This is a genomic window from Enterobacter sp. SM3 (genome assembly GCF_009811935.2).
Classification (GTDB): Bacteria; Pseudomonadota; Gammaproteobacteria; order Enterobacterales; family Enterobacteriaceae; genus Enterobacter; species Enterobacter asburiae_D.
In genome coordinates this window covers 4,063,268-4,085,681 of sequence record NZ_CP099971.1, presented here as the reverse complement: position 1 = coordinate 4,085,681, position 22,414 = coordinate 4,063,268, and the positions used below count along the sequence as shown (strand labels likewise).

The window sequence follows — 22,414 nt, the reverse complement described above, 5'->3', positions numbered from 1 at the left end:
GACACCATTTGGAAAGCCTGTTGAACCTGACTGTTGCTGGTGGGGCGCCAGTCAGGATATTACAAATCACCGATACCCACCTTTTTGCCGAAAAGCATGAGACGCTACTGGGGGTCAACACCTGGGAGAGTTATCAGGCGGTGCTTAGCGCCATTCACGCTGAAAACCGTGCATGCGATCTGATTGTCGCAACGGGCGATCTGGCGCAGGATCAGTCCTCCGCGGCCTACCAGCATTTTGCTGAAGGCATCGCGAGCTTTAGCGTGCCTTGCGTCTGGCTGCCGGGAAACCATGACTTTCAGCCTGCCATGTTCAGTTCTCTTCAGGATGCGGGGATTTCTCCGGCGAAATGTGTTTTTGCGGGTGAACAGTGGCAGATCCTGCTGCTGGACAGCCAGGTATTTGGCGTCCCGCACGGTGAGTTAAGCGAATTTCAGCTCGACTGGCTTGAGACCAAACTGGCTGCTGAACCTGAACGCCACACGCTGCTGTTGCTTCATCATCACCCTCTGCCGGCGGGCTGCAGCTGGCTCGATCAGCACAGCCTGCGCAACTCCGCGGCGCTGGACCGCGTGCTGGCGAAGTTCCCCCGGGTGAAAAATCTGCTATGTGGGCATATTCACCAGGAACAGGATCTCGACTGGAACGGACGCCGCATGCTGGCGACGCCGTCGACCTGCGTTCAGTTTAAGCCGCACTGCGCCAACTTTACGCTGGATACCATTGCGCCAGGCTGGCGCTGGCTGGAACTGCATGCCGACGGCACGCTGACCACGGAAGTCTGCCGTTTGACCGGTGCAAAATTCCGCCCGGATACCGCTTCAGAAGGCTATTGATGTCTACGCTCCTTTATCTGCACGGATTCAACAGCTCGCCGCGCTCCGCAAAAGCGACACAGTTTCGTCAGTGGCTGAGCGAGCATCACCCCGACGTTGAGATGATTATCCCGCAGCTGCCGCCTTACCCGGCAGAGGCCGCGGAGATGCTGGAATCTATCGTGCTTGCGCACGGCGGCGAAACCTTCGGCGTCGTTGGTTCATCCCTGGGCGGGTACTACGCCACCTGGCTTTCACAATGCTTCATGCTGCCCGCCGTTGTGGTTAATCCGGCGGTTCGGCCATTTGAGCTGCTGAGGGACTTTCTTGGCGAAAACGAGAACCCCTACACCGGCCAGCAATATGTGCTAGAGTCACGCCATATTTACGATCTCAAAGTTATGCAGGTCGACCCGCTTGAGGCGCCGGATCTCATCTGGCTGCTGCAACAGACGGGTGATGAAGTGCTGGATTACCGCCAGGCAGTGGCGTATTACGCCTCCTGCCGCCAGACTATAGAAGAGGGCGGAAACCATGCTTTCACGGGCTTTGAGAATCATTTCACCCAGATTGTCGATTTTCTTGGACTGCACAGCCACTGACAATCAATGCGAATTGCTAGTTTAAATCATGACGCAAACCTATAACGCTGATGCCATTGAGGTCCTCACCGGGCTTGAGCCGGTTCGCCGCCGCCCGGGGATGTACACCGATACGACGCGCCCAAACCATCTGGGCCAGGAAGTTATTGATAACAGTGTGGACGAAGCGCTGGCGGGCCATGCCAAACGCGTTGACGTTATCCTGCACGCCGATCAGTCGCTGGAAGTCATCGACGACGGGCGCGGCATGCCGGTGGATATCCACCCGGAAGAGGGCGTGCCTGCCGTTGAGCTGATCCTCTGTCGTCTGCACGCGGGCGGTAAGTTCTCCAACAAGAACTACCAGTTCTCCGGTGGTCTGCACGGTGTGGGTATTTCCGTCGTGAACGCCCTGTCCAAACGCGTGGAAGTGAACGTCCGTCGCGACGGCCAGGTCTATAACATCGCGTTTGAAAACGGCGATAAGGTGCAGGATCTGCAGGTTGTCGGCACGTGCGGCAAACGCAACACCGGCACCAGCGTCCACTTCTGGCCTGACGAAAGCTTCTTCGACAGCCCACGCTTTTCTGTTTCTCGCCTGACGCACCTGCTGAAAGCCAAAGCGGTGCTGTGTCCGGGCGTGGAAATCACCTTTACCGATCACGTTAACAATACCGCACAAACCTGGTGCTACGCCGACGGTCTGAACGACTACCTGTGCGAAGCGGTAAACGGCCTGCCAACGCTGCCGGAAAAACCGTTTGTCGGTAACTTTAGCGGCGATACCGAAGCCGTGGACTGGGCGCTGCTGTGGCTGCCGGAAGGCGGCGAGCTGCTGACCGAAAGCTACGTTAACCTGATCCCGACCATGCTCGGCGGTACCCACGTCAACGGCCTGCGTCAGGGGCTGCTGGACGCGATGCGCGAGTTCTGCGAATACCGTAACATCCTGCCGCGCGGCGTGAAGCTGTCGGCGGAAGATATCTGGGATCGCTGCGCCTACGTGCTCTCCGTGAAGATGCAGGATCCGCAGTTTGCCGGTCAGACCAAAGAGCGTCTGTCGTCACGTCAGTGCGCGGCGTTCGTCTCCGGCGTGGTGAAAGATGCCTTTACCCTGTGGCTGAACCAGAACGTTCAGGCGGCAGAGATGCTGGCTGAAATGGCCATCTCCAGCGCCCAGCGTCGTCTGCGCGCCGCGAAGAAAGTGGTACGTAAAAAACTGACCAGCGGCCCTGCGCTGCCGGGCAAGCTGGCAGACTGTACCGCGCAGGATCTCAACCGTACCGAGCTGTTCCTCGTGGAAGGGGACTCGGCGGGTGGATCGGCCAAGCAGGCGCGCGATCGTGAATATCAGGCGATCATGCCGCTCAAGGGTAAGATCCTGAATACCTGGGAGGTCTCTTCTGATGAAGTGCTGGCCTCGCAGGAAGTCCACGATATCTCGGTGGCGATCGGTATCGATCCGGACAGCGACGATCTGAGCCAGCTGCGCTACGGCAAGATCTGTATCCTCGCGGATGCGGACTCCGATGGCCTGCACATCGCCACGCTGCTGTGCGCGCTGTTCGTGAAGCACTTCAAAACGCTGGTGAAAAACGGTCACGTCCACGTGGCGCTGCCGCCGCTGTACCGTATCGACCTTGGCAAAGAGGTTTACTACGCGCTGACGGAAGAAGAGAAAGCGGGCGTGCTGGAACAGCTGAAGCGCAAGAAGGGCAAACCGAACGTGCAGCGCTTTAAAGGGCTGGGCGAGATGAACCCGATGCAGCTTCGCGAAACGACGCTGGATCCGAACACGCGCCGTCTGGTGCAGCTGACGATCAGCGACGAAGACGAGCAGCAAACCAACGCCATGATGGATATGCTCCTTGCCAAGAAACGTTCGGAAGACCGACGTAACTGGCTGCAGGAGAAAGGCGATATGGCGGATATCGAGGCCTGATGCTGAAAAAGCCCTGCGATGCAGGGCTTTTTTTTGCCCGGTGGCGCTGCGCTTACCGGGCCTACGATCGATCCCCTCGCCCCTCTGGGGAGAGGGTTAGGGTTAGGGTGAGGGGAACGCCCCGCACTGACGTCAAAACTCCATCTTCACCGTAAACTGCACTTCGCGCGGATCGCCAATCTGGTTGCCCAGGTTGTTGGTCGCAATGGACGATGTGTAGTAGGTCTTATCAAACAGGTTTTTCACGTTCACCTGCAGCGTCACCGGATACTGTAGCTTCATCTTGTATGCCGCAAACGCATCCGCCACGAAATAGCCCGGCAGATAATAATCCGCACCGTTGGTTGCAGAACGACGGCTTACGCCGTGCCCGCCGCCGCCCAGCGTCAGGGTATTCCCGGCAAACGCATTGTGAATATCGTAGGTCAGGAACAGGGAGCCGGTATGGCGCGGCACGTTCGGCAGCGGTTTGCCCGCATAGTCCGGATCTTCCAGCACCTTCGCGTCGGTATAGCCGTAGCTGGCGATAATGTTGGTGTTCTCGGTCAACGATCCGGCAAGATCCACTTCAACACCCTGCGAGCGCACGCGGCCCGCGGTTTTGGCGACGGTTTCATCTCCAATGCTCTCGGTGTACAGCACGTTGCGCTTGTGGATATCAAACAGCGCGATATTGGCGGTAATGCCGTCGAACAGGTCAAACTTAGCGCCGATTTCATACGCGTTCGACGTTTCCGGCGGCAGGTCACCGATGTAGCTCGCAATGGACGACTGCGGCATAAACGTCTGGGAATAGTTAGCAAACAGCGAGACCGCCGGGGTGAGCTTATAGACAAGGCCCAGCTTCGGCGTCCACTGGTCGTCGCGGCTGTCGGTGTTCACGTTAAACGGACGTCCTTTTCCCGCGTACTGGGTGTAATACTGGTAGCGCAGTCCAGCGACGGCGATCCACTTATCGGTCAGGTACAGCGCGTCCTGCGCGTAGGCGGAGTAGCTCTCCTGCTTGATGGTTTGATCGCTGTCGGATGCCGAGACGGTGGTGCACTTGCCGAGGCTGCCGTAGCTCGGGTTGTAAATATTGAAATCCTTAACGTTCTTACAGCGGATCATGTCCGTACGCAGCAGATCGTAATTCTCATACGACACGCCGGTCAGGATCTCATTGTAAAAGCCCGCGATGTCGACGTTCCCCTGCAGATCCGCGCGCGTCGTGTGCATACGCTGGGTCGAGCCCTGGGTCGCATCCACGCGGCGGGTCAGGTTGCCGGTTTTTGAATCGTAGGCCATCACGCGGGCCTGGTTATCGCTGTATTTATCCTGGCTGTAGCTGTAGTCAAACTTCGCGGTCCACTGGCTGTTGAGCCGATACTCCGCGTTGAGCTGAGCGAGATCGGACTGGCCGTCGGTCACGTTAAACGGCTCATCGAAGCGGGTTTTGCGATCCACGTCGACGGCTTTTTTAGTGTTGAGATCGAAGATCGTTCCGCGATCGAACGGCGTTTTATAGTCGCGATGCGAATAGAGCACGGTCACGGTGGCATCGTCGCCAAACCAGGTGAGCGACGGAGCGATAAAGGTGCTGCGTTCGGTGCCGAAATTGCGCCAGTAATCCTCGTCCTGATATTCGCCCGTCAGGCGATACGCCAGGCGCGTGCCGTCAATCGGGCCGGTAACATCGATTTGTCCGGTGCCGCCGCCAAAGCTGGAAGAGGTGGCGGAAAGGGAACCGCCGAAGGTTTTCTCCGGGCGTTTGGTGACGACGTTAATCAGGCCGCCCGGATCGAGAATGCCATAGAGCGTGGAGGCCGGGCCTTTCAGCACCTCCACGCGCTCGGTTGCGGCATTGAAGCTGCGCGGCAGGACGGTGCTCAGGCCGTTGGTCATGATCGAGCCGTCGCGGTTCGCGCCAAACCCGCGGCGCACGAAGGCATCCTGCGTACCGCCCAGGGTGTTGGTCTGCACCACGTTGCTGACGTTATAGAGCGCTTCATCCAGCGTGGTGGCGTGCTGATCTGCCAGCACTTTATCGCTGACGGTATTGACCACCTGCGGGATGTCCAGCATCGGCATGTTGGTTAACGTAGCCGTGGAGGTATTCAACGGCTGATAGCCATTGGTGGCCTCCGCCGCAGTAGTTGGATTGGCGGTGACGGTAAGCGTTTCGCCGTCTTTAGCCGCGGTGGTGCCTGCTGCCTGCACCAGCGGCGCCATAAACAGCAGTGAAAAGAGCGCGCGCCCTTTTACCCCAGAGAGTGAAGGTGTGAACGTAGCCATTACATCTGTTATCCCGAAATATCCCGCGAATGACGTTTCGCGGAAAAATGTGTGAGTCATTGCCCTTTACGGTCTGTCCGTTAGCCACGGCGGGCATCGGACATGTAATTGAGAATCATTCAATCATGCGCGAATGTAGTAGTAAATGGAAAAAAGAAAAAATCGGCTACAGCGTATAACCGGGCGTATAAGCGCGGCGGGATAACCATTAACTTATTGAAATAAATGTTTTTGAAAGCCGTTCTGTGTTCATTTTCTCTCAGGCTTACCCCTGGTTTTATCAGGGTGTTTCTTCTCTTGACTACTACATGGCGCAGCGTCAAACTCTCAAAAGAGAATGATTTTTATTTATATTTGTTGCGTTTTTTTATTACGTTGGCATTCACGTGGCACACAACACAAAACAACCGGGACTGGTTCTGGAGAACCTCTCTGCGGGCTATCAGAAAAAAATCATCGTTGATGATATCTCCCTTGCCATCCCACAGCAGAAAATAACCGTTCTGGTGGGTGCGAACGGCTGCGGAAAATCCACGCTGCTAAGCACCATTGCGCGTTTGCTCCAGCCGCTTGGCGGCGCGGCAGTTCTCGACGGCAAGGCGATCCACGAGCAGCCGACCAAAGCCGTCGCCCGCAAGCTGGGTATCCTGCCGCAGTCTCCGCTGCTCCCGGAAGGGTTGACCGTCTTTGAGCTGGTCTCGCGCGGGCGTTTTCCCTGGCAGAACTTTATGCGCCAGTGGAGCGACGAGGACGAACTGGCGGTGGAAGAGGCCCTGCGCCTGACCGGCACGGCAGAATTTGCCCATATGCCGGTGGAAAGCTTGTCCGGCGGCCAGCGTCAGCGCTGCTGGATCGCCATGGCGCTGGCGCAGCAAACGCCGTATATCCTGCTTGACGAGCCCACGACGTATCTCGATCTTCGCTATCAGGTGGAGATCCTGGAACTGCTGCACACCCTGACCCGCCAGCACGGGCGTACCGTGGTGGTGGTGCTGCACGATCTCAACTTTGCCGTGAACTACGGCGATTCGCTGGTCTTTTTACGCCAGGGAAAAGTTGAAGGCGTATTGCATGAGGGCGATGCCTGCACGCCGGAGCTGATCAAAGCGGTGTTTGATGTGGACGTGCATATGTCCATAAACCCGTTGACCGGCAAGCCGTTCTTTATGCCGTTTCGCCAGGGCACGGTTCAGCCATGATGCGCTCCTCTCTGGCCTTCCCGATCTTCGCATTGCTGCTGGTACTGGGGGCGATTATGCACCTGGGCATCGGCGCACGCTTTATCGCCCCGCAGACGGTGGTGGAGGCATTCTTTCATTTCGACCCGCGCAATTTCGACCATAGCGTCATTATCAAACTAAGACTGCTGCGCCTCTGTGCCGCGATGGTAACGGGCGCCGCGCTCGGCGTGGCGGGCGTGCTGCTGCAGTCCGTGATCCGCAACCCGCTCGGCGAGCCGCATATTCTGGGGCTCAACGCCGGGGCCGCGCTGGCGGTGGTGATCGCCAGCGCGCTTGGGCTGTCGCTGCCGTTTGGTCGCCCGCTCGTTGCCGCCGCCGGTGCCGCCGCGCTGTTTTTGCTGGTGCTGATGTTTTCCTCGTCCGGCCGCACCGGGCTTACGCCGATGAAGGTCACGCTGTGCGGCGTGGCGATGTCGGCGTTTGCCTCGTCGATTACCGCCGCGGTGTTAATCCTCGATGAACAGACGCTGCTCGCCATGCGCACCTGGCTGGCAGGGGACCTGGCCGGGGTCAGCGTGCAGACGCTCCAGAGCGCCCTTTGGGCGGCGGCAGCCGGTTTTGTTCTCGCTATCGGACTGTCGCCCTCGCTCAACATGCTGGCGCTGGGAGACCGGATGGCGCAGGGGCTCGGCGTGTCGCTGCTGAAAACTCGCCTGCTCGCCCTGCTGGCCATTGCGCTGCTCTGCGGTGCGGCCGTGTCTATCGCCGGGCCGATTGGCTTTATCGGCCTGGTCGTGCCGCAGCTCATTCGCCGTCTGGCGTCGGTCGATTTACGCGTGATGGTGCCGCTGTCTGCCCTGTGTGGCGCGCTGGTGTTGCTGCTGGCGGATATCGCCGCCCGCACGCTGTTTACGCCCTGGGAGCTGGCAACCGGCATTATGACGGCCCTGGTCGGCGCGCCCGTGTTCATCTTTATGGCATCGAGGATGTTCAAATGAACCGGGCCGGATTCCGCACGATCCGAATTGGCCGTTTATCGGCGCTGGTTCGCCCGCGGGCGCTGGTGTGCCTGACGCTTTTAGCGCTGGTGGCGCTAAGCCTGCTGGGCTTTGGCCTGACGCACGGTTCTCTGCCCATTCCTACCTCCGCCATCGGGCGCGCGCTGTTTTCTCCTGAGAGCCTGACGGCGGAGACGCGCTACATCGTGATGGATATCCGCCTGCCGCGCCTGCTGATGGCGGTGCTGTGCGGCGCGATGCTCGGTATGGCGGGGGCGGCGATGCAGTCCATCACCCGCAATGGCCTGGCTGACCCCGGGCTTATCGGCGTGAAGGAGGGCTGTAGCGCGGCGGTACTGCTGCTGATTTTTCAGTTCCCGGCGCTGGGCCTGGCCTGGCGTCCGCTGGTCGGTATGGCCGGTGGGCTGCTTACCGCGCTGCTGGTCATCGCCCTGGCGCGCGATATCTCGCGCCCGCGATTCATCCTGATCGGCATCGGCGTGTCATGGGCCTTTACCGCGGCAATGGGCGTCTTTATGACCACGGCGGACGTGCGGGACGTGCAGACGGCGATGCTGTGGCTGGCGGGAAGCCTGCATGCGGCGAACTGGACGCTGGTGGGGTTAGCCGCGCTCTGGGCTGCCCCCGCGTTTGCGCTGCTCCTGTTTACCGCGCGGGCAGCGGACGTGGCGTTGCTCGGCAATCAGGCCGCAGCGGGCCTTGGCGTACGCACAACCCGGCTGGCGCTGCTGCGGGTCCTTGCCCCGGTGGTGCTGACGGCGGCCTGCGTCTCCTGCGTGGGCAGTATTGGTTTCGTGGGGCTGATTGCCCCGCATATGGCGCGCCTGCTGCTGCGCGGTGGGCAAACCGCGCTCCTGACGGGAAGCGCCGCGCTGGGCGCGCTGCTGGTGCTACTGGCGGATAACGTCGGACGTCTGGCGTTCCTCCCGCTGCAACTGCCGGCGGGAATTGTGATTTCATTGATTGGCGGACCGTTTTTCCTGCTGCTGCTCTGGCAGCGTCGGGACAGATTTTAGGGGACTATAATGCGCGTAGTGTTTTCAATGCTGTTGCTGGTAGGGTTCGCGGTGAGTGCGGCGGAGCCTACGCAGACGTTTACTGACGATCTGAACCGAAAAGTGGTGGTGCCGGTTCATCCGAAACGGATTGTCTCCTTACACGATCTGGATATCACCATTCCGTTGATTGAGCTAGGCGTGCCGCCGGTGGCAAGCCATGGCCGCACGCGGCCGGACGGCAGCCACTTTCTGCGCTCCAGCGGCATGTTGACCGGCGTCGACTTCGATAATTCCGACATTACGTTTATCGGCACGGCCGATATCGACATTGAAGCCATTGCCGCCGCAAAGCCTGACCTCATTATTACCGAGCCGACCCGCAACACTCCGGTGGAACAGCTGGAAAAAATTGCCCCGACGGTGAGCATCGATCATCTCGACGGCGGCGCGCCGGAGATCTACCGCAAGCTGGCGCAGCTTACGGGCACGCAGGCAAGGCTAAACATTTTTGAACGCCGCTATCAGGAGCAAATCAAGGCGCTGAAGGCGACCATCGACACGCGCAAAATCACCGTGTCGGTGATTCAGGCTAATCAGGGGAAAATCAACGCCATGCACAGCTACCACTCGCTGGGCCGCGTGCTGCGTGATGCCGGGTTTACCTTCCCGCCGCTGATTGAGTCTATTCCGGAAGGGGGGCGGATTGACGTCAGCGCCGAGCGTCTGCCTGAGCTGGATGCCGATTTCGTCTTCGCCACCTGGCGCGGGGATACGGGCGGTAAACCGCAGGACGAGCTGGCGGCGATGGATGCGGTCATGCCGGGCTGGTGTCAGTTCCTGAATGCCTGCCGAACCGGGCACTACGTGCTGATCTCGCGTGAAGAGGCCATCTCGAATTCGTTCGCGTCTTTAGGGCTGATGGCCGCGCAGGTGCAGTCGCAGATTGCCGGGCGTCCGCTGCCGGAGGCGACACGGTGATCCGCAAAGAGAAAGGGCGCGTGGATGTCTACGGCGACCGCTTTCGCGCGCGCGCGCATCAGCTGACGCCGCGTCTGCTGCAGGTTGCACGCTATATCCATGACAACCGCGAAGCGGTGATGGAACAGACCGCAATGGAGATCGCGACGCTGTTGAAAACGTCGGATGCCACGGTAGTTCGCGCCATTCAGGCGCTGGGTTTCGCCGGGCTGCGCGATCTCAAGCAGACGCTGGAGCAGTGGTTTGGTCCGGTGGTCACCTCCAGCGAAAAGATGTCCACTACGGTGAATACGCTCGCCAGCGACGTCAACGCGAGCATTGATTTCGTACTGGAGGGGCATCAACACACCTGCGAGGTGTTATCCGAGCCGCACAACCGCTACGCGATGGCCCAGGCGGTCTCTCTGCTGGCGCAGGCAAGGCAGGTCGCCATATTTGGCATTGGCGCCTCCGGCATTCTGGCCGAGTACACCGCCAGGCTGTTCAGTCGTATGGGGTTACCCGCCACGCCGCTTAACCGTACCGGAATAGGGCTTGCCGAGCAGCTGATCGCGCTTCAGCGCGGCGACGTGCTGGTGATGATGGCGCAGAAATCCGCGCACCGGGAGGGGCAAACCACGCTGCGTGAAGCAAAACGTCTGGGCATTCCCACCATCCTGCTGACCAACGCCCTTGACTCACGCTTCAGCAAGGAGGCCAGCGTGGTGATCCACGTTCCACGCGGCGGCGAAAAAGGCAAAATCCCGCTCCACGGCACGGTGCTGCTGTGTCTGGAGATGATCATTTTATCTGTGGCCTCCACCGAGCCGCAGCGCACCATCAAGTCGATGAAGCGCATCAACGAGTTACATCGTGGGTTAAAACCGGGGAAGAAAAGCAGCTAAAACAAAGCCCGGTGGCGCTAGCGCTTACCGGGCCTACGGTTCAGGTTTTGTAGGCCGGGTAAACGCAGTGCCACCCGGCAAATGCCACGAACTTAAACCCCTTGCTCCAGAATACGGATGTGGGTTTCCAGCACGTCACCCTTCACCGCGTCGCTCCACGCTTTCATGTGCGGGGTCTGCAGGTGCGCTTCAAGATGCGCGACGGTTTCCCACTGCTCAACCATGATGATCGAGTCTGGCGCGGTCGCCTGGAAGCTGGCGTCAGTGGCGGCATCCACCATCGGCGCGTAGCCGTGGCAGCCTTCTTCTTTCAGTACGGTCGGGATAATTTTCGCGAACTGATCCAGCACCGCCTGACGGTGATGTTGACCTGGACGAGTACGGATTTCTGCGATAACGGTAAGCATGTTTACTACTCCTTTAATTCCAGGCTACCAGTTAAGCAAAAATTTCCGCGAGATGCTTGCGATATTCTGCGATATAGCTCGGGACGTCAGGCATTTTAATCACGTCGTTGACGATAAAGGTCGGCAGCGGATCCATGCCCAGGAACTGGTTAGCCTTGTGGAACGGCAGATATGCGCCGTCAACGCCAACGCCTTCGAAGAACTGATCTTTCTCGGTGAAGGCTTCCATTGGCGCGTTCCAGGTCAGGGAGAGCATATATTTTTTGCCCTGAATCAGGCCGCCTGAGCCGTATTTTTTGGAGGCGTCAGAGCGGGTGCGGCCATCGCTGGCATACAGTGAGCCATGACCTTCGGTGAACACGTCGTCCATGTATTTTTTCACGGTCCACGGCGCGCCCATCCACCAGCCTGGCATCTGCCAGATCACCACGTCTGCCCACAGGAAGTTCTGCACTTCGGCTTTCACGTCGTAGTTGCTGTCTGCGCGCACGACCTTAACATCATGCCCGGCGTCGCGCAGGAAACCGTCCGCGACCTCGGTCAGGGTGTCATTCAGCTGGCCTTTAGAGTGCGCAAATTCTTTTGCACCGTTGATAATCAGAATGTTGCTCATTATTTGTCCTCGATGATGAGAGTATGGCGAGTATTCTACGCGCGAGGACGGTGCGGTAAAATGAGCAAAATGTGCAAAGTCTTTTGCATTAAACGCAATAATCCCTTACCAGCTGACCTTCGCTTCAAAACCGCCTTCAGGGGCATTGCTCAGCGAAACGCGCATCCCGTGCAGGGTGGCGACGCGTTTGACGATGGATAATCCCAGCCCGCTGCCCGTGGCATCCTGGCCCGGCGGACGGTAAAAGCGCTCGCCGATGCGCGCCAGCGCGTCCGGTGAAATGCCGGGACCGTTGTCGCGCACGGTAAAGCTACGCGCGTCCAGCGTCACGTCCACCACGCTGCCGCGCGGGCTGTAGCGAATCGCATTATCCAGCAGGTTGCGCACCAGCAGGCTCAGGAGCAGCTGCTGGCCCGTGCGTGTGACCTCTGGTGCATGGATGTTCAGGCGAACATCAATGCCCGCCTGCTGCGCCGGATGCCAGATATCCAGCACGGCCGACTGCAGTAAATCGGCCATAACAATCGGCTCGACGCCTTCCAGGTTATCCAGCGAATCCAGGCGCGACAGCGTGAGGAGCTGATCCACCAGCCGGGAAGCGCGGTCGATGCCCGCATGCAGCTGCGTCAGCGCCTTTTCCCGCGCCTGAGGATCGTCATGAGAGAGCTGCGCCACGTCAGTTTGCACCTTCAGAGCCGCCAGCGGGCTGCGTAACTCGTGGGCGGCATCGGACGTAAAGCGGCGCTCGCGGGTCATCATCTCCTGGGTGCGTGCAAAGAGATGATTCAGCGCGTCGAGCAGGGGGCGCACTTCCGTAGGGACACCCTCCGTCGGCAGGTTATCGGTGGCATCCGGCGAGCGCGAGCGCAGGGTCTGCGCCAGCTTTTTCAGCGGCTTCAGTTCACGGCTCAACAGCAGGATCAGCAACAGCAGCATTACGGGTAGCGCCACCAGCCACGGCGTAAGCTGTGAGCTGACCACGTCCAGCGCCATCTCCTGACGGTACTCCCACTCCTGGCCGACCACCACGCGGTATTTCCCGTCGGGTGAGGTCAGCCATAAAAAACGCCATTCGTCGTTGTCGCCCTGCAGCTGCCCGTTATCGAACCCGTCGCGGCGATAGTGGTACGGGATATCGCGCCCGTTTTCGCCGTCGTTGAGGATCATTTTGCCGTCGACGGCGTAAATGGCGAAGGCCAGCGCGTCATCGTCCAGACGACCATGCTTCACTTTTTTCGGGATCTCGCGCATCCGCTCGGGAGCGCGGATCTCGTCCAGATCCATCGTCAGCAGCCGTTTCGCAAACAGCATCTGCTGGGTATCGAACAGCTTGTCGAGCTTGTGGGTCGTTTGCTGCCAGGCGACAACACTGGCGGCAAACCAGGCTGCCAGAGAGAGCACCAGGAAAACCAGCGTCAGGCGCAGCTTAAGGCTCAGGCGTTGCGTCAGCTTCATGCGTCACCCAGGGTATAGCCGATGCCGTGCACGGTGCGGATAAACTCGCTGCCAAGCTTGCGGCGCAAATGATGGACGTGAACCTCGATGGCGTTGCTGGAGACGTCGTCGTCCCAGGTATAAAGCTTTTCTTCGATCAGCTTTCGCGGCAGCACCCGGCCCGCGTTGCGCATTAACAGCTCCAGCAGGGCGAACTCTTTCGGCTTGAGCGTCAGCGGCTCACCCTCTAGCGTGGCGACAAGACGGGTCGGATCGAGCGTGACCTTCCCGTGACGTAGCTCGCTACGCGCCTGCCCGTGGCTGCGGCGGACCAGCGCTTCCAGGCGGGCACCCACTTCAATCAGCGCAAACGGCTTACAGAGATAATCATCCGCGCCCAGACGCAGCCCCTCGACGCGCTGGTTAAGCGCATCCCGCGCCGTCAGAATCAGTACCGGCTCGCTGCGCCCGCTTTCGCGCCACGCGCGCAGGATGTCCAGACCGTCAATTTCCGGCAGCGTCAGATCCAGCACCACGGCATCATAGGGTGCAGAAGAGAGCGCGGCCTGACCGGTTTTCCCGTCGGTAAACCAGTCCACATTAAAGCCCATTTTGCTTAACCCCGCCTTGATACCGTCGCCGATTAACCTGTCGTCTTCTACCAGTAAAATGCGCATGTTCCCTCCTTGATGCCGTCAGTAAACCCTCTGCAAGCGCCTGCTGTACAGCAATAATAAATAAATTTTTCCCTTAAGAAGTTGTTAAGGATTACCCTGTTAAATGGATTGCGAAACGACATTAAAGGGAGAGATGAAGATGAAAAAATTCGCTGCAATTGCTGCCATCATGATGATGACCACCGCGCCGGTCTTTGCTGCTCAGGGCGGTTTTACTGGCCCATCGGCCACACAGACCCAGACGCAAACTCAGCAGGGCGGTTTTGTCGATAACAACGCCAACCTCACCACCGCGGCAAAAGTGAAAGACCTGAAGGACGATGCATGGGTGAAGCTGCGCGGGAACATTACCGAGCGCCTGTCCGATGACCGCTACACCTTCCGCGATGAGTCCGGTACGGTGGTCGTTGAGATTGACCACAAGCGCTGGAACGGCGTGACCGTCACTCCGCAGGATAAAGTTGAACTGCAGGGTAAAGTCGATAAAGACTGGAACGAGTTTGAAATCGACGTGAAGCAGGTTATTAAGCTGAACAAATAACCCGAAAAGGGCCGCCTGTGCGGCCCTTTTTCTTTGTGACTCAATTCATCAGATGAGGTAGTATCTGCGGCAATATTGCCTGAAACCCTTCGGTTTCTGAGTTGAGGAATCACACGTAATGAGCGATATGGCAGAGCGCCTCGCGCTACATGAATTCACGGAAAACGCCTACCTGAACTACTCCATGTACGTCATCATGGACAGGGCGTTGCCGTTTATCGGGGATGGCCTGAAGCCCGTTCAGCGCCGCATCGTCTATGCGATGTCCGAACTGGGGCTGAACGCCACCGCCAAGTTCAAGAAATCCGCCCGTACCGTCGGTGACGTACTGGGTAAATACCATCCGCACGGCGACAGCGCCTGTTATGAAGCGATGGTGCTGATGGCGCAGCCGTTCTCATACCGCTACCCGCTGGTGGACGGGCAGGGGAACTGGGGTGCGCCGGACGATCCAAAATCCTTCGCGGCGATGCGTTATACCGAATCCCGCCTCTCTAAATATGCCGAAGTGCTGCTGGGCGAACTGGGTCAGGGAACCGTTGACTGGGTGCCAAACTTCGACGGCACGATGCAGGAGCCGAAGATGCTGCCTGCGCGTCTGCCGAACATCCTGCTGAACGGCACCACCGGTATCGCGGTCGGTATGGCGACGGACATTCCGCCGCACAACCTGCGTGAGGTGGCGAAAGCCGCCATTACCCTGATCGAGCAGCCGAAAACCTCGCTGGACGAGCTGCTGGATATCGTGCAGGGGCCGGACTACCCGACCGAAGCCGAAATCATCACCTCGCGCGCGGAAATCCGCAAAATCTACCAGAACGGTCGCGGCTCCGTGCGCATGCGCGCGGTGTGGAACAAAGAGGACGGCGCCGTGGTGATCACCGCGCTGCCGCATCAGGTTTCCGGTGCCAAAGTGCTGGAGCAGATCGCCTCCCAGATGCGCAATAAAAAGCTGCCGATGGTGGACGACCTGCGCGACGAATCGGATCACGAGAACCCGACCCGTCTGGTGATCGTACCGCGCTCGAACCGCGTGGACATGGAGCAGGTGATGAACCACCTGTTCGCCACCACCGATCTGGAAAAAAGCTACCGCATCAACCTGAACATGATTGGCCTCGACGGGCGTCCGGCGGTGAAAAACCTGCTGGAGATCCTCACCGAATGGCTGACGTTCCGCCGCGATACGGTACGCCGTCGTCTGAACTATCGTCTGGAGAAAGTGCTTAAGCGCCTGCATATTCTCGAAGGTTTGCTGGTGGCGTTCCTCAATATCGACGAAGTGATTGAGATCATCCGTACCGAGGACGAGCCGAAGCCGGCGCTGATGTCGCGCTTTGGCATCAGCGAAACCCAGGCAGAAGCGATCCTCGAACTGAAGCTGCGCCATCTCGCCAAGCTGGAAGAGATGAAGATCCGCGGCGAGCAGAACGAGCTGGAAAAAGAGCGCGATCAGCTGCAGGCGATCCTCGCGTCCGAGCGCAAGATGAACACCCTGCTGAAGAAAGAGCTGCAGGCCGATGCAGACGCCTTCGGCGACGACCGTCGTTCTCCGCTGCACGAGCGCGAAGAAGCGAAGGCGATGAACGAGCACGACATGCAGCCGTCCGAGCCGGTGACCATTGTCCTGTCGCAGAGCGGCTGGGTGCGTAGCGCCAAAGGCCACGATATCGACGCGCCGGGGCTGAGCTACAAAGCGGGCGACAGCTTCAAAGCGGCGGTGAAAGGCAAGAGCAACCAGCCGGTGGCGTTTATCGATTCCACCGGCCGCAGCTACGCCATCGACCCGATCACGCTGCCTTCCGCGCGCGGGCAGGGCGAGCCGCTCACCGGCAAGCTGACGCTGCCGCCGGGCGCGACGGTTGACCATATGCTGATGGAAGCCGATGACCAGAAGCTGCTGCTGGCGTCCGATGCGGGCTACGGCTTTATCTGTACCTTTAACGACCTGGTCTCCCGTAACCGTGCCGGTAAGGCGCTGATTAGCCTGCCGGACAACGCCCACGTAATGGCGCCGCTGGTGATTGAGAACGAAAGCGACATGCTGCTGGCGATCACTACCGCCGGACGTATGCTGATGTTCCCGGTCAGCGATCTGCCGGAGCTGTCGAAAGGCAAGGGCAACAAGATCATCAACATCCCGTCGGCGGAAGCCGCGAAAGGCGAAGATGGCCTGGCGCACCTCTTCCTCCTGCCGCCGCAGAGCACGCTGACCATTCACGTCGGCAAGCGTAAGATCAAGCTGCGTCCGGAAGAGCTGCAGAAGGTGGTGGGTGAGCGCGGTCGCCGTGGCTCGCTGATGCGCGGCCTGCAGCGCATCGACCGCGTGGAGATTGACTCTCCTGCACGCAGCGCTGCGGGTGACAGCGAAGAGTAATGTCGTGATATCCCCCCCTCTGCCCGGAGGGGGAATTTCAATAAAATTTCCCGTAAAATCGTTGTTAATTCGTGCGTTGCGATTAACAATACGCGCTCGTAATAAAGTCCTTACCTGGCCACAGGTGAAGTATAATTGTCAGCTGTTGGGGCTTCAGAGGTCGCTATGCTATATATTGTTCGTCTTATTCTTACCGTTATCTACTGCATTCTGGTCTGTATTTTCGGCTGCATCTATTGCCTGTTCAGTCCGCGAAATCCTAAGCATGTTGCCACCTTCGGCCATATGTTCGGTCGCCTTGCGCCGCTGTTTGGCCTGAAGGTTGAGAAACGTCTGCCTGAAGGGGCGGAGAATTTCGGTAACGCCATTTATATCGCTAACCATCAGAACAATTACGATATGGTGACCGCCGCAAATATCGTTTTACCGCCGACCGTGACGGTAGGGAAAAAAAGCCTGCTGTGGATCCCGTTTTTTGGCCAGCTGTACTGGCTGACCGGTAACCTGCTGATCGACCGTAACAACCGCGCCAAAGCGCACAGCACCATTGCGGAAGTGGTGAACCATTTTAAAAAGCGCAGAATCTCAATCTGGATGTTCCCGGAAGGAACGCGCAGCCGCGGCCGCGGCCTGCTGCCGTTTAAAACCGGTGCGTTTCATGCCGCAATTGCGGCAGGTGTTCCAATTATTCCTGTGTGCGTTTCCAATACTTCGAATAAGATTAATCTTAACCGCCTGAACAACGGGCTGGTGATTGTCGAAATGCTGCCACCCGTCGATACCAGCAAATACGGTAAAGACCAGGTGCGCGAGCTGGCAGCGCACTGCCGTGATTTGATGGCTGAGCATATTGCGCTGCTCGACAAAGAAGTCGCAGAGAGAGAAGCCGCCGGTAAGATTTAATCCGGCGTTGAAGGGAAAACGAATTCCCGCGTTGTTAGTCGTTTCAGATGGAGCTTATATGTCACTCAGTCGGCGTCAGTTTATTCAGGCTTCCGGGATCGCCCTTTGTGCGGGTGCGATGCCGCTGACAGCCAGCGCCGCCGGGCAGCAACAGCCGCTGCCTATTCCGCCATTAATTGAATCTCGTCGCGGTCAGCCGCTTTTCCTGACGCTGCAGCGCAGCCACTGGTCCTTCACCCAGGGGACGCGTGCGCCGGTCTGGGGTATTAACGGACGTTATCTTGGGCCGACCATACGCGTGTGGAATGGCGATGACGTTAAGCTCATCTACAGTAACCGCACCCCTGAAAATGTCGCCATGACCATCAGCGGCCTACAGGTGCCTGGCCCATTGATTGGCGGCGCGGCGCGAATGATGTCACCCAGCGCCGACTGGGCGCCCGTTCTGCCGATTCGCCAGAGCGCAGCAACCCTGTGGTATCACGCCAACACGCCTAACCGCACGGCGCAGCAGGTCTATAACGGCCTGGCCGGGATGTGGCTGGTGGAAGATGAGGTCAGCAAATCCCTGCCGATCCCGAACCACTACGGCGTGGATGACTTCCCTATTATCATCCAGGACAAACGTCTGGATAATTTCGGTACGCCGGAATACAGCGAGCCGGGCAGCGGCGGCTTCGTCGGCGATACGCTGTTGGTCAACGGCGCGCAAAGCCCGTATGTCGAGGTCTCGCGCGGCTGGGTGCGCCTGCGTCTGCTCAACGCCTCCAACTCGCGCCGCTATCAGCTGCAAATGAGCGATGGCCGTCCGCTGCACGTGATCTCCGGCGACCAGGGTTTTTTACCGGCGCCGGTTTCCGTCAAACAGCTGGCGCTCTCGCCGGGTGAACGTCGCGAAATTCTCGTGGATATGACCAACGGGGATGAAGTGTCGCTGACCTGCGGCGAAGCGGCGAGCATTGTTGACCGTATTCGCGGGTTCTTTGAGCCGTCGAGCATTCTTGTCTCGACCCTGGTGCTGACCCTGCGTCCAACCGGTCTGCTGCCGCTGGTGACCGATAGCCTGCCAATGCGTCTGCTGCCGCAGGAGATCATGAGTGGCTCGCCGGTGCGCAGCCGTGATATCAGCCTGGGTGACGATCCGGGGATCAACGGCGCGCTGTGGGACGTCAACCGTATCGACATTACCGCGCAGCAGGGCACCTGGGAGCGCTGGACGGTGCGTTCAGATATGCCGCAGTCGTTCCATATTGAAGGTGTGTCATTCCTGATCCGCAACGTCAACGGCGCGATGCCGTTCCCGGAAGATCGCGGCTGGAAAGATACCGTCTGGGTGGACGGTCAGGTTGAACTGCTTGTCTACTATGGTCAGCCTTCGTGGCCGCACTTCCCGTTCCTGTTCCACAGCCAGACGCTGGAGATGATGGACAGGGGCTCCGTGGGGCAGATGCTGGTGAATCCGGCACCGTAAAACGAGTCGGGTGGCGGCTTCGCCTTACCCGACCTACAGGCCCGTAGGCCCGGTAAGCGTAGCGCCACCGGGCAATAAATACCCCTTCATTTCCCACATTGATCCAGCGTATAATCCCGCTCCTTTTGTCTATTTTTTCTTCGGAAGTATTATGAGCGCAATTTCCCTGATCCAGCCGGATCGTGACCTCTTCTCCTGGCCCCAGTACTGGGCGGCCTGCTTTGGACCGGCGCCGTTCCTGCCGATGTCCCGTGAAGAGATGGACCAACTGGGCTGGGACAGCTGCGACATCATTCTGGTCACGGGCGATGCCTACGTTGACCATCCGAGCTTCGGTATGGCCATCTGTGGCCGTATGCTTGAAGCGCAGGGCTTCCGCGTAGGGATCATCTCCCAGCCTGACTGGAACAGCAAAGACGACTTTATGCGTCTGGGTAAACCGAACCTGTTCTTCGGCGTCACCGCCGGTAACATGGACTCGATGATCAACCGCTATACCGCCGACCGTAAGCTGCGCCATGACGACGCCTACACGCCGGATAACGTGGCGGGTAAACGCCCCGACCGCGCGACCCTGGTCTATACCCAGCGCTGTAAAGAAGCCTGGAAAGACGTGCCGGTGATCCTGGGCGGCATCGAGGCGAGCCTGCGCCGCACCGCGCACTACGACTACTGGTCAGATACCGTTCGCCGCTCGGTGCTGGTGGATTCCAAAGCCGACATGCTGATTTACGGTAACGGCGAGCGTCCGCTGGTGGAAGTGGCGCACCGTCTGTCGCAGGGTGAACCGGTGAGCAGCATTCGCGACGTGCGCAACACCGCCATTATGGTGAAAGAGGCGCTGCCGGGCTGGAGCGGGGTGGATTCCCGCATCATTGATATGCCGGGCAAAATCGACCCGATCCCGCACCCTTACGGCGAAGATCTGCCGTGTGCCGATAACAAGCCGGTTGAGCCGAAAAAAGCGGAAGCGAAGGCTATCGTCGTGCAGCCGCCGCGCCCGAAGCCGTGGGAAAAGACCTACGTGCTGCTGCCGACCTACGAGAAGGTGAAAGCCGACAAGGTGCTCTACGCGCACGCGTCCCGTATTCTGCACCATGAAACCAACCCGGGCTGCGCCCGCGCGTTGATGCAGAAGCACGGCGAGCGCTTTATCTGGATCAACCCGCCAGCGATCCCGCTCTCCACCGAAGAGATGGACAGCGTCTTTGCGCTGCCGTACAAGCGTGTGCCGCACCCGGCGTACGGCAACGCCCGTATCCCGGCGTACGAGATGATCCGCTTCTCGATCAACATCATGCGCGGCTGCTTCGGCGGGTGCTCGTTCTGCTCCATTACCGAACACGAAGGCCGTATTATCCAGAGCCGCTCTGAAGATTCGATCATCAATGAGATCGAAGCGATTCGCGACTCGGTGCCGGGCTTTACCGGCGTGATTTCCGACCTTGGTGGCCCAACCGCGAACATGTACATGCTGCGCTGCAAGTCGCCGCGCGCGGAGCAAACCTGCCGTCGCCTCTCCTGCGTCTACCCGAGCATTTGCGAGCACATGGACACCAACCATGAGCCGACGATCAACCTCTACCGCCGCGCGCGCGACCTGAAGGGCATCAAGAAGATCCTCATCGCTTCCGGGGTGCGTTACGACATCGCTGTGGAAGATCCGCGCTACATCAAAGAGCTGGCGACGCACCACGTCGGCGGCTATCTGAAGATTGCGCCGGAGCACACCGAGGAAGGCCCGCTGTCGAAAATGATGAAGCCGGGCATGGGCAGCTACGATCGCTTTAAAGAGCTGTTCGACACCTATTCGAAGCAGGCGGGCAAAGAGCAGTATCTGATCCCGTACTTCATCTCCGCCCACCCGGGCACGCGCGATGAGGATATGGTGAACCTGGCGCTGTGGCTGAAGCAGCGTCGCTTCCGCCTGGATCAGGTGCAGAACTTCTATCCGTCACCGCTCGCCAACTCGACGACCATGTATTACACCGGCAAGAACCCGCTGAGTAAGATTGGCTATAAGAGTGAAGAGGTGGTGGTGCCGAAAGGGGATAAACAGCGTCGTCTGCATAAGGCGCTGCTGCGCTATCACGATCCAAAAAACTGGCCGCTGATCCGTCAGGCGCTGGAAGAGATGGGTAAAAAACACCTGATCGGCTCGCGCCGCGACTGCCTGGTACCGGCCCCGACGCTGGATGAGATGCGCGAAGCGCGTCGCCAGAACCGCAATACGCGCCCGGCGCTGACCAAGCACACGCCGATTGTGCATCAGCGTTCGAACGGTAATTCGAGTGTGAAGAAGCCCGTGAAGCGCAAAGCATAAATAAAAAACCCCGGCAAGCCGGGGTTTTTTATGTAGACACGTAGGCCGGGTAAGGCGAAGCCGCCACCCGGCTTTTTTACGCGATTACCCGCCAAACTGATCCGGGTCCGGCCCGAGCCGCTTGCCCTTATCCAGCTTCGCAATCTCACCCAGCTCATCTTTATCCAGCCGGAAATCCCAGACGTCGAAATTCTCGGCGATGCGCGATGGCGTGACCGATTTCGGAATGACCACCAGGCCGTTGTCCAGATGCCAGCGAATGACGATTTGCGCCGGGGTTTTACCGTATTTATCCGCCAGCTCACGGATAATCTTTTGATCAAACACCCCTTCGCCGCCCTGCGCCAGCGGGCTCCAGGACTCGGTCTGGATTTTATGCGTGGCGTTCCAGGCATGAAGCTGGCGCTGCTGCATCAGCGGGTGCAGCTCGATCTGGTTAATCACCGGCGCAACGCCCGTCTCGTCAATCAGCCGCTGCAGGTGGTGAACCTGGAAATTACAGACGCCGATGCTTTTCACCAGCCCCTCTTTCTGCAGTTCAATCATCCCTTTCCAGGCATCAACGTAGTGATCGATAGCCGGAACCGGCCAGTGCATCAGCCAGAGATCGACGAAATCGAGCTGGAGCTTTTCCAGACTCTCCTGCAGGGCTTCGCGGGGGCGCTTTTGATCGTCGTTCCACAGTTTCGTGGTGATGAATAACTCATCGCGGGGGACGCCAGCGCTGGCAAGTGCCTTACCCACGCCGTCCTCGTTTTTGTATGCGGCGGCGGTATCAATCGACCGATAGCCGACTTCCAGGGCTTTATGAATGGCGGAGACGACCTCGTCGTTACCGGCTTTCCATACACCTAGCCCCAGCTGGGGCATCACGTTGCCGTCCTGCAGCTTGATTACGGTTTGGTTTGCCATTTTTCCTCCTTCAGGTGCGCATCGCCGGAGGGTTCCTCCGGCGATGGGGTGTGCATTAAGTCTGGACGAAATGTCAAAAAACGA

At 59.0% G+C, this 22,414-nt stretch carries 19 protein-coding genes; 13 read left to right on the top strand and 6 right to left on the bottom strand.

Translation table 11 applies throughout. The features are described from left to right. The first annotated feature begins 8 nt into the window (after positions 1-8). The 3 genes from cpdA to parE are packed head-to-tail and all read left to right on the top strand — an operon-like array spanning position 9 to position 3,338. On the top strand, positions 9-836 hold the full coding sequence (cpdA, locus tag GVO84_RS19090) for a 3',5'-cyclic-AMP phosphodiesterase (protein ID WP_029740697.1): 828 nt from the start codon (positions 9-11) through the stop codon (positions 834-836). Continuing rightward, complete coding sequence (yqiA, locus tag GVO84_RS19085; protein ID WP_008502976.1) at positions 836-1,417, top strand: esterase YqiA; 582 nt, start codon at positions 836-838, stop codon at positions 1,415-1,417. Before cpdA ends, yqiA begins: the two co-directional genes overlap by 1 nt. Positions 1,418-1,445: 28 nt before the next feature. Continuing rightward, positions 1,446-3,338 carry a DNA topoisomerase IV subunit B gene (gene parE / locus GVO84_RS19080; RefSeq protein ID WP_029740698.1) on the top strand — a complete coding sequence of 631 codons (1,893 nt, stop codon included), beginning with the start codon at positions 1,446-1,448 and terminating at the stop codon, positions 3,336-3,338. 132 nt (positions 3,339-3,470) lie between these two features. On the opposite strand, the gene GVO84_RS19075 is transcribed toward parE, so the two are convergent. Continuing rightward, positions 3,471-5,612 carry a TonB-dependent siderophore receptor gene (locus GVO84_RS19075; protein WP_159514916.1) on the bottom strand — a complete coding sequence of 714 codons (2,142 nt, stop codon included), beginning with the start codon at positions 5,610-5,612 and terminating at the stop codon, positions 3,471-3,473. Positions 5,613-5,998: 386 nt separating this feature from the next. On the opposite strand from GVO84_RS19075, the gene GVO84_RS19070 reads away from it, so the two are divergent. The 5 genes from GVO84_RS19070 to GVO84_RS19050 are packed head-to-tail and all read left to right on the top strand — an operon-like array spanning position 5,999 to position 10,672. Beyond that, complete coding sequence (locus GVO84_RS19070; protein WP_159514915.1) at positions 5,999-6,811, top strand: ABC transporter ATP-binding protein; 813 nt, start codon at positions 5,999-6,001, stop codon at positions 6,809-6,811. Continuing rightward, positions 6,808-7,791: a FecCD family ABC transporter permease gene (locus GVO84_RS19065; RefSeq protein ID WP_159514914.1), complete on the top strand. Its 984-nt coding sequence runs from the start codon at positions 6,808-6,810 to the stop codon at positions 7,789-7,791. The genes GVO84_RS19070 and GVO84_RS19065 overlap by 4 nt, the downstream gene beginning before the upstream one ends. Then, positions 7,788-8,828 (top strand): FecCD family ABC transporter permease, encoded by a 1,041-nt coding sequence (locus GVO84_RS19060; RefSeq protein WP_159514913.1) that lies wholly within the window; start codon positions 7,788-7,790, stop codon positions 8,826-8,828. Before GVO84_RS19065 ends, GVO84_RS19060 begins: the two co-directional genes overlap by 4 nt. A gap of 9 nt (positions 8,829-8,837) precedes the next feature. Continuing rightward, on the top strand, positions 8,838-9,788 hold the full coding sequence (locus tag GVO84_RS19055) for an iron-siderophore ABC transporter substrate-binding protein (protein ID WP_159514912.1): 951 nt from the start codon (positions 8,838-8,840) through the stop codon (positions 9,786-9,788). Next, positions 9,785-10,672 (top strand): MurR/RpiR family transcriptional regulator, encoded by an 888-nt coding sequence (locus GVO84_RS19050; RefSeq protein WP_023309195.1) that lies wholly within the window; start codon positions 9,785-9,787, stop codon positions 10,670-10,672. Before GVO84_RS19055 ends, GVO84_RS19050 begins: the two co-directional genes overlap by 4 nt. Positions 10,673-10,764: 92 nt before the next feature. Here GVO84_RS19050 and GVO84_RS19045 read toward each other — a convergent pair whose 3' ends face one another. The 4 genes from GVO84_RS19045 to qseB form a co-directional block, all read right to left on the bottom strand. After that, a complete protein-coding gene (locus GVO84_RS19045; protein WP_032640570.1) occupies positions 10,765-11,079 on the bottom strand; it encodes a putative quinol monooxygenase in 315 nt (104 codons plus the stop codon). A 31-nt stretch (positions 11,080-11,110) separates the two neighbouring features. After that, positions 11,111-11,692, bottom strand: coding sequence for an NAD(P)H-dependent oxidoreductase (locus GVO84_RS19040; protein WP_047347835.1), 582 nt, complete (start codon positions 11,690-11,692; stop codon positions 11,111-11,113). A gap of 105 nt (positions 11,693-11,797) precedes the next feature. Next, positions 11,798-13,147 (bottom strand): quorum sensing histidine kinase QseC, encoded by a 1,350-nt coding sequence (gene qseC / locus GVO84_RS19035; RefSeq protein ID WP_159514911.1) that lies wholly within the window; start codon positions 13,145-13,147, stop codon positions 11,798-11,800. Further along, positions 13,144-13,803, bottom strand: coding sequence for a quorum sensing response regulator transcription factor QseB (gene qseB, locus GVO84_RS19030; protein ID WP_159514910.1), 660 nt, complete (start codon positions 13,801-13,803; stop codon positions 13,144-13,146). The genes qseC and qseB overlap by 4 nt, the downstream gene beginning before the upstream one ends. A gap of 139 nt (positions 13,804-13,942) precedes the next feature. Here qseB and GVO84_RS19025 point away from each other — a divergent pair, with 139 nt between their 5' ends. The 5 genes from GVO84_RS19025 (at position 13,943) to GVO84_RS19005 (ending at position 21,418) form a co-directional block, all read left to right on the top strand. Further along, on the top strand, positions 13,943-14,344 hold the full coding sequence (locus GVO84_RS19025; RefSeq protein ID WP_023309189.1) for a YgiW/YdeI family stress tolerance OB fold protein: 402 nt from the start codon (positions 13,943-13,945) through the stop codon (positions 14,342-14,344). A 118-nt stretch (positions 14,345-14,462) separates the two neighbouring features. Next, on the top strand, positions 14,463-16,721 hold the full coding sequence (parC, locus tag GVO84_RS19020) for a DNA topoisomerase IV subunit A (RefSeq protein WP_023333414.1): 2,259 nt from the start codon (positions 14,463-14,465) through the stop codon (positions 16,719-16,721). Positions 16,722-16,886: 165 nt separating this feature from the next. Next, positions 16,887-17,624, top strand: a complete 738-nt coding sequence (gene plsC / locus GVO84_RS19015; RefSeq protein ID WP_121424676.1) for a 1-acylglycerol-3-phosphate O-acyltransferase — start codon at positions 16,887-16,889, stop codon at positions 17,622-17,624. Between the two features lie 58 nt (positions 17,625-17,682). Then, a complete protein-coding gene (gene ftsP / locus GVO84_RS19010; RefSeq protein WP_032659948.1) occupies positions 17,683-19,095 on the top strand; it encodes a cell division protein FtsP in 1,413 nt (470 codons plus the stop codon). A gap of 151 nt (positions 19,096-19,246) precedes the next feature. Next, on the top strand, positions 19,247-21,418 hold the full coding sequence (locus GVO84_RS19005) for a YgiQ family radical SAM protein (RefSeq protein ID WP_063145582.1): 2,172 nt from the start codon (positions 19,247-19,249) through the stop codon (positions 21,416-21,418). An 84-nt stretch (positions 21,419-21,502) separates the two neighbouring features. Here the strand turns inward: GVO84_RS19005 and dkgA are convergent, their stop codons facing one another. Beyond that, complete coding sequence (gene dkgA / locus GVO84_RS19000; RefSeq protein ID WP_063145581.1) at positions 21,503-22,330, bottom strand: 2,5-didehydrogluconate reductase DkgA; 828 nt, start codon at positions 22,328-22,330, stop codon at positions 21,503-21,505. Between the last annotated feature and the right edge of the window lie 84 nt (positions 22,331-22,414).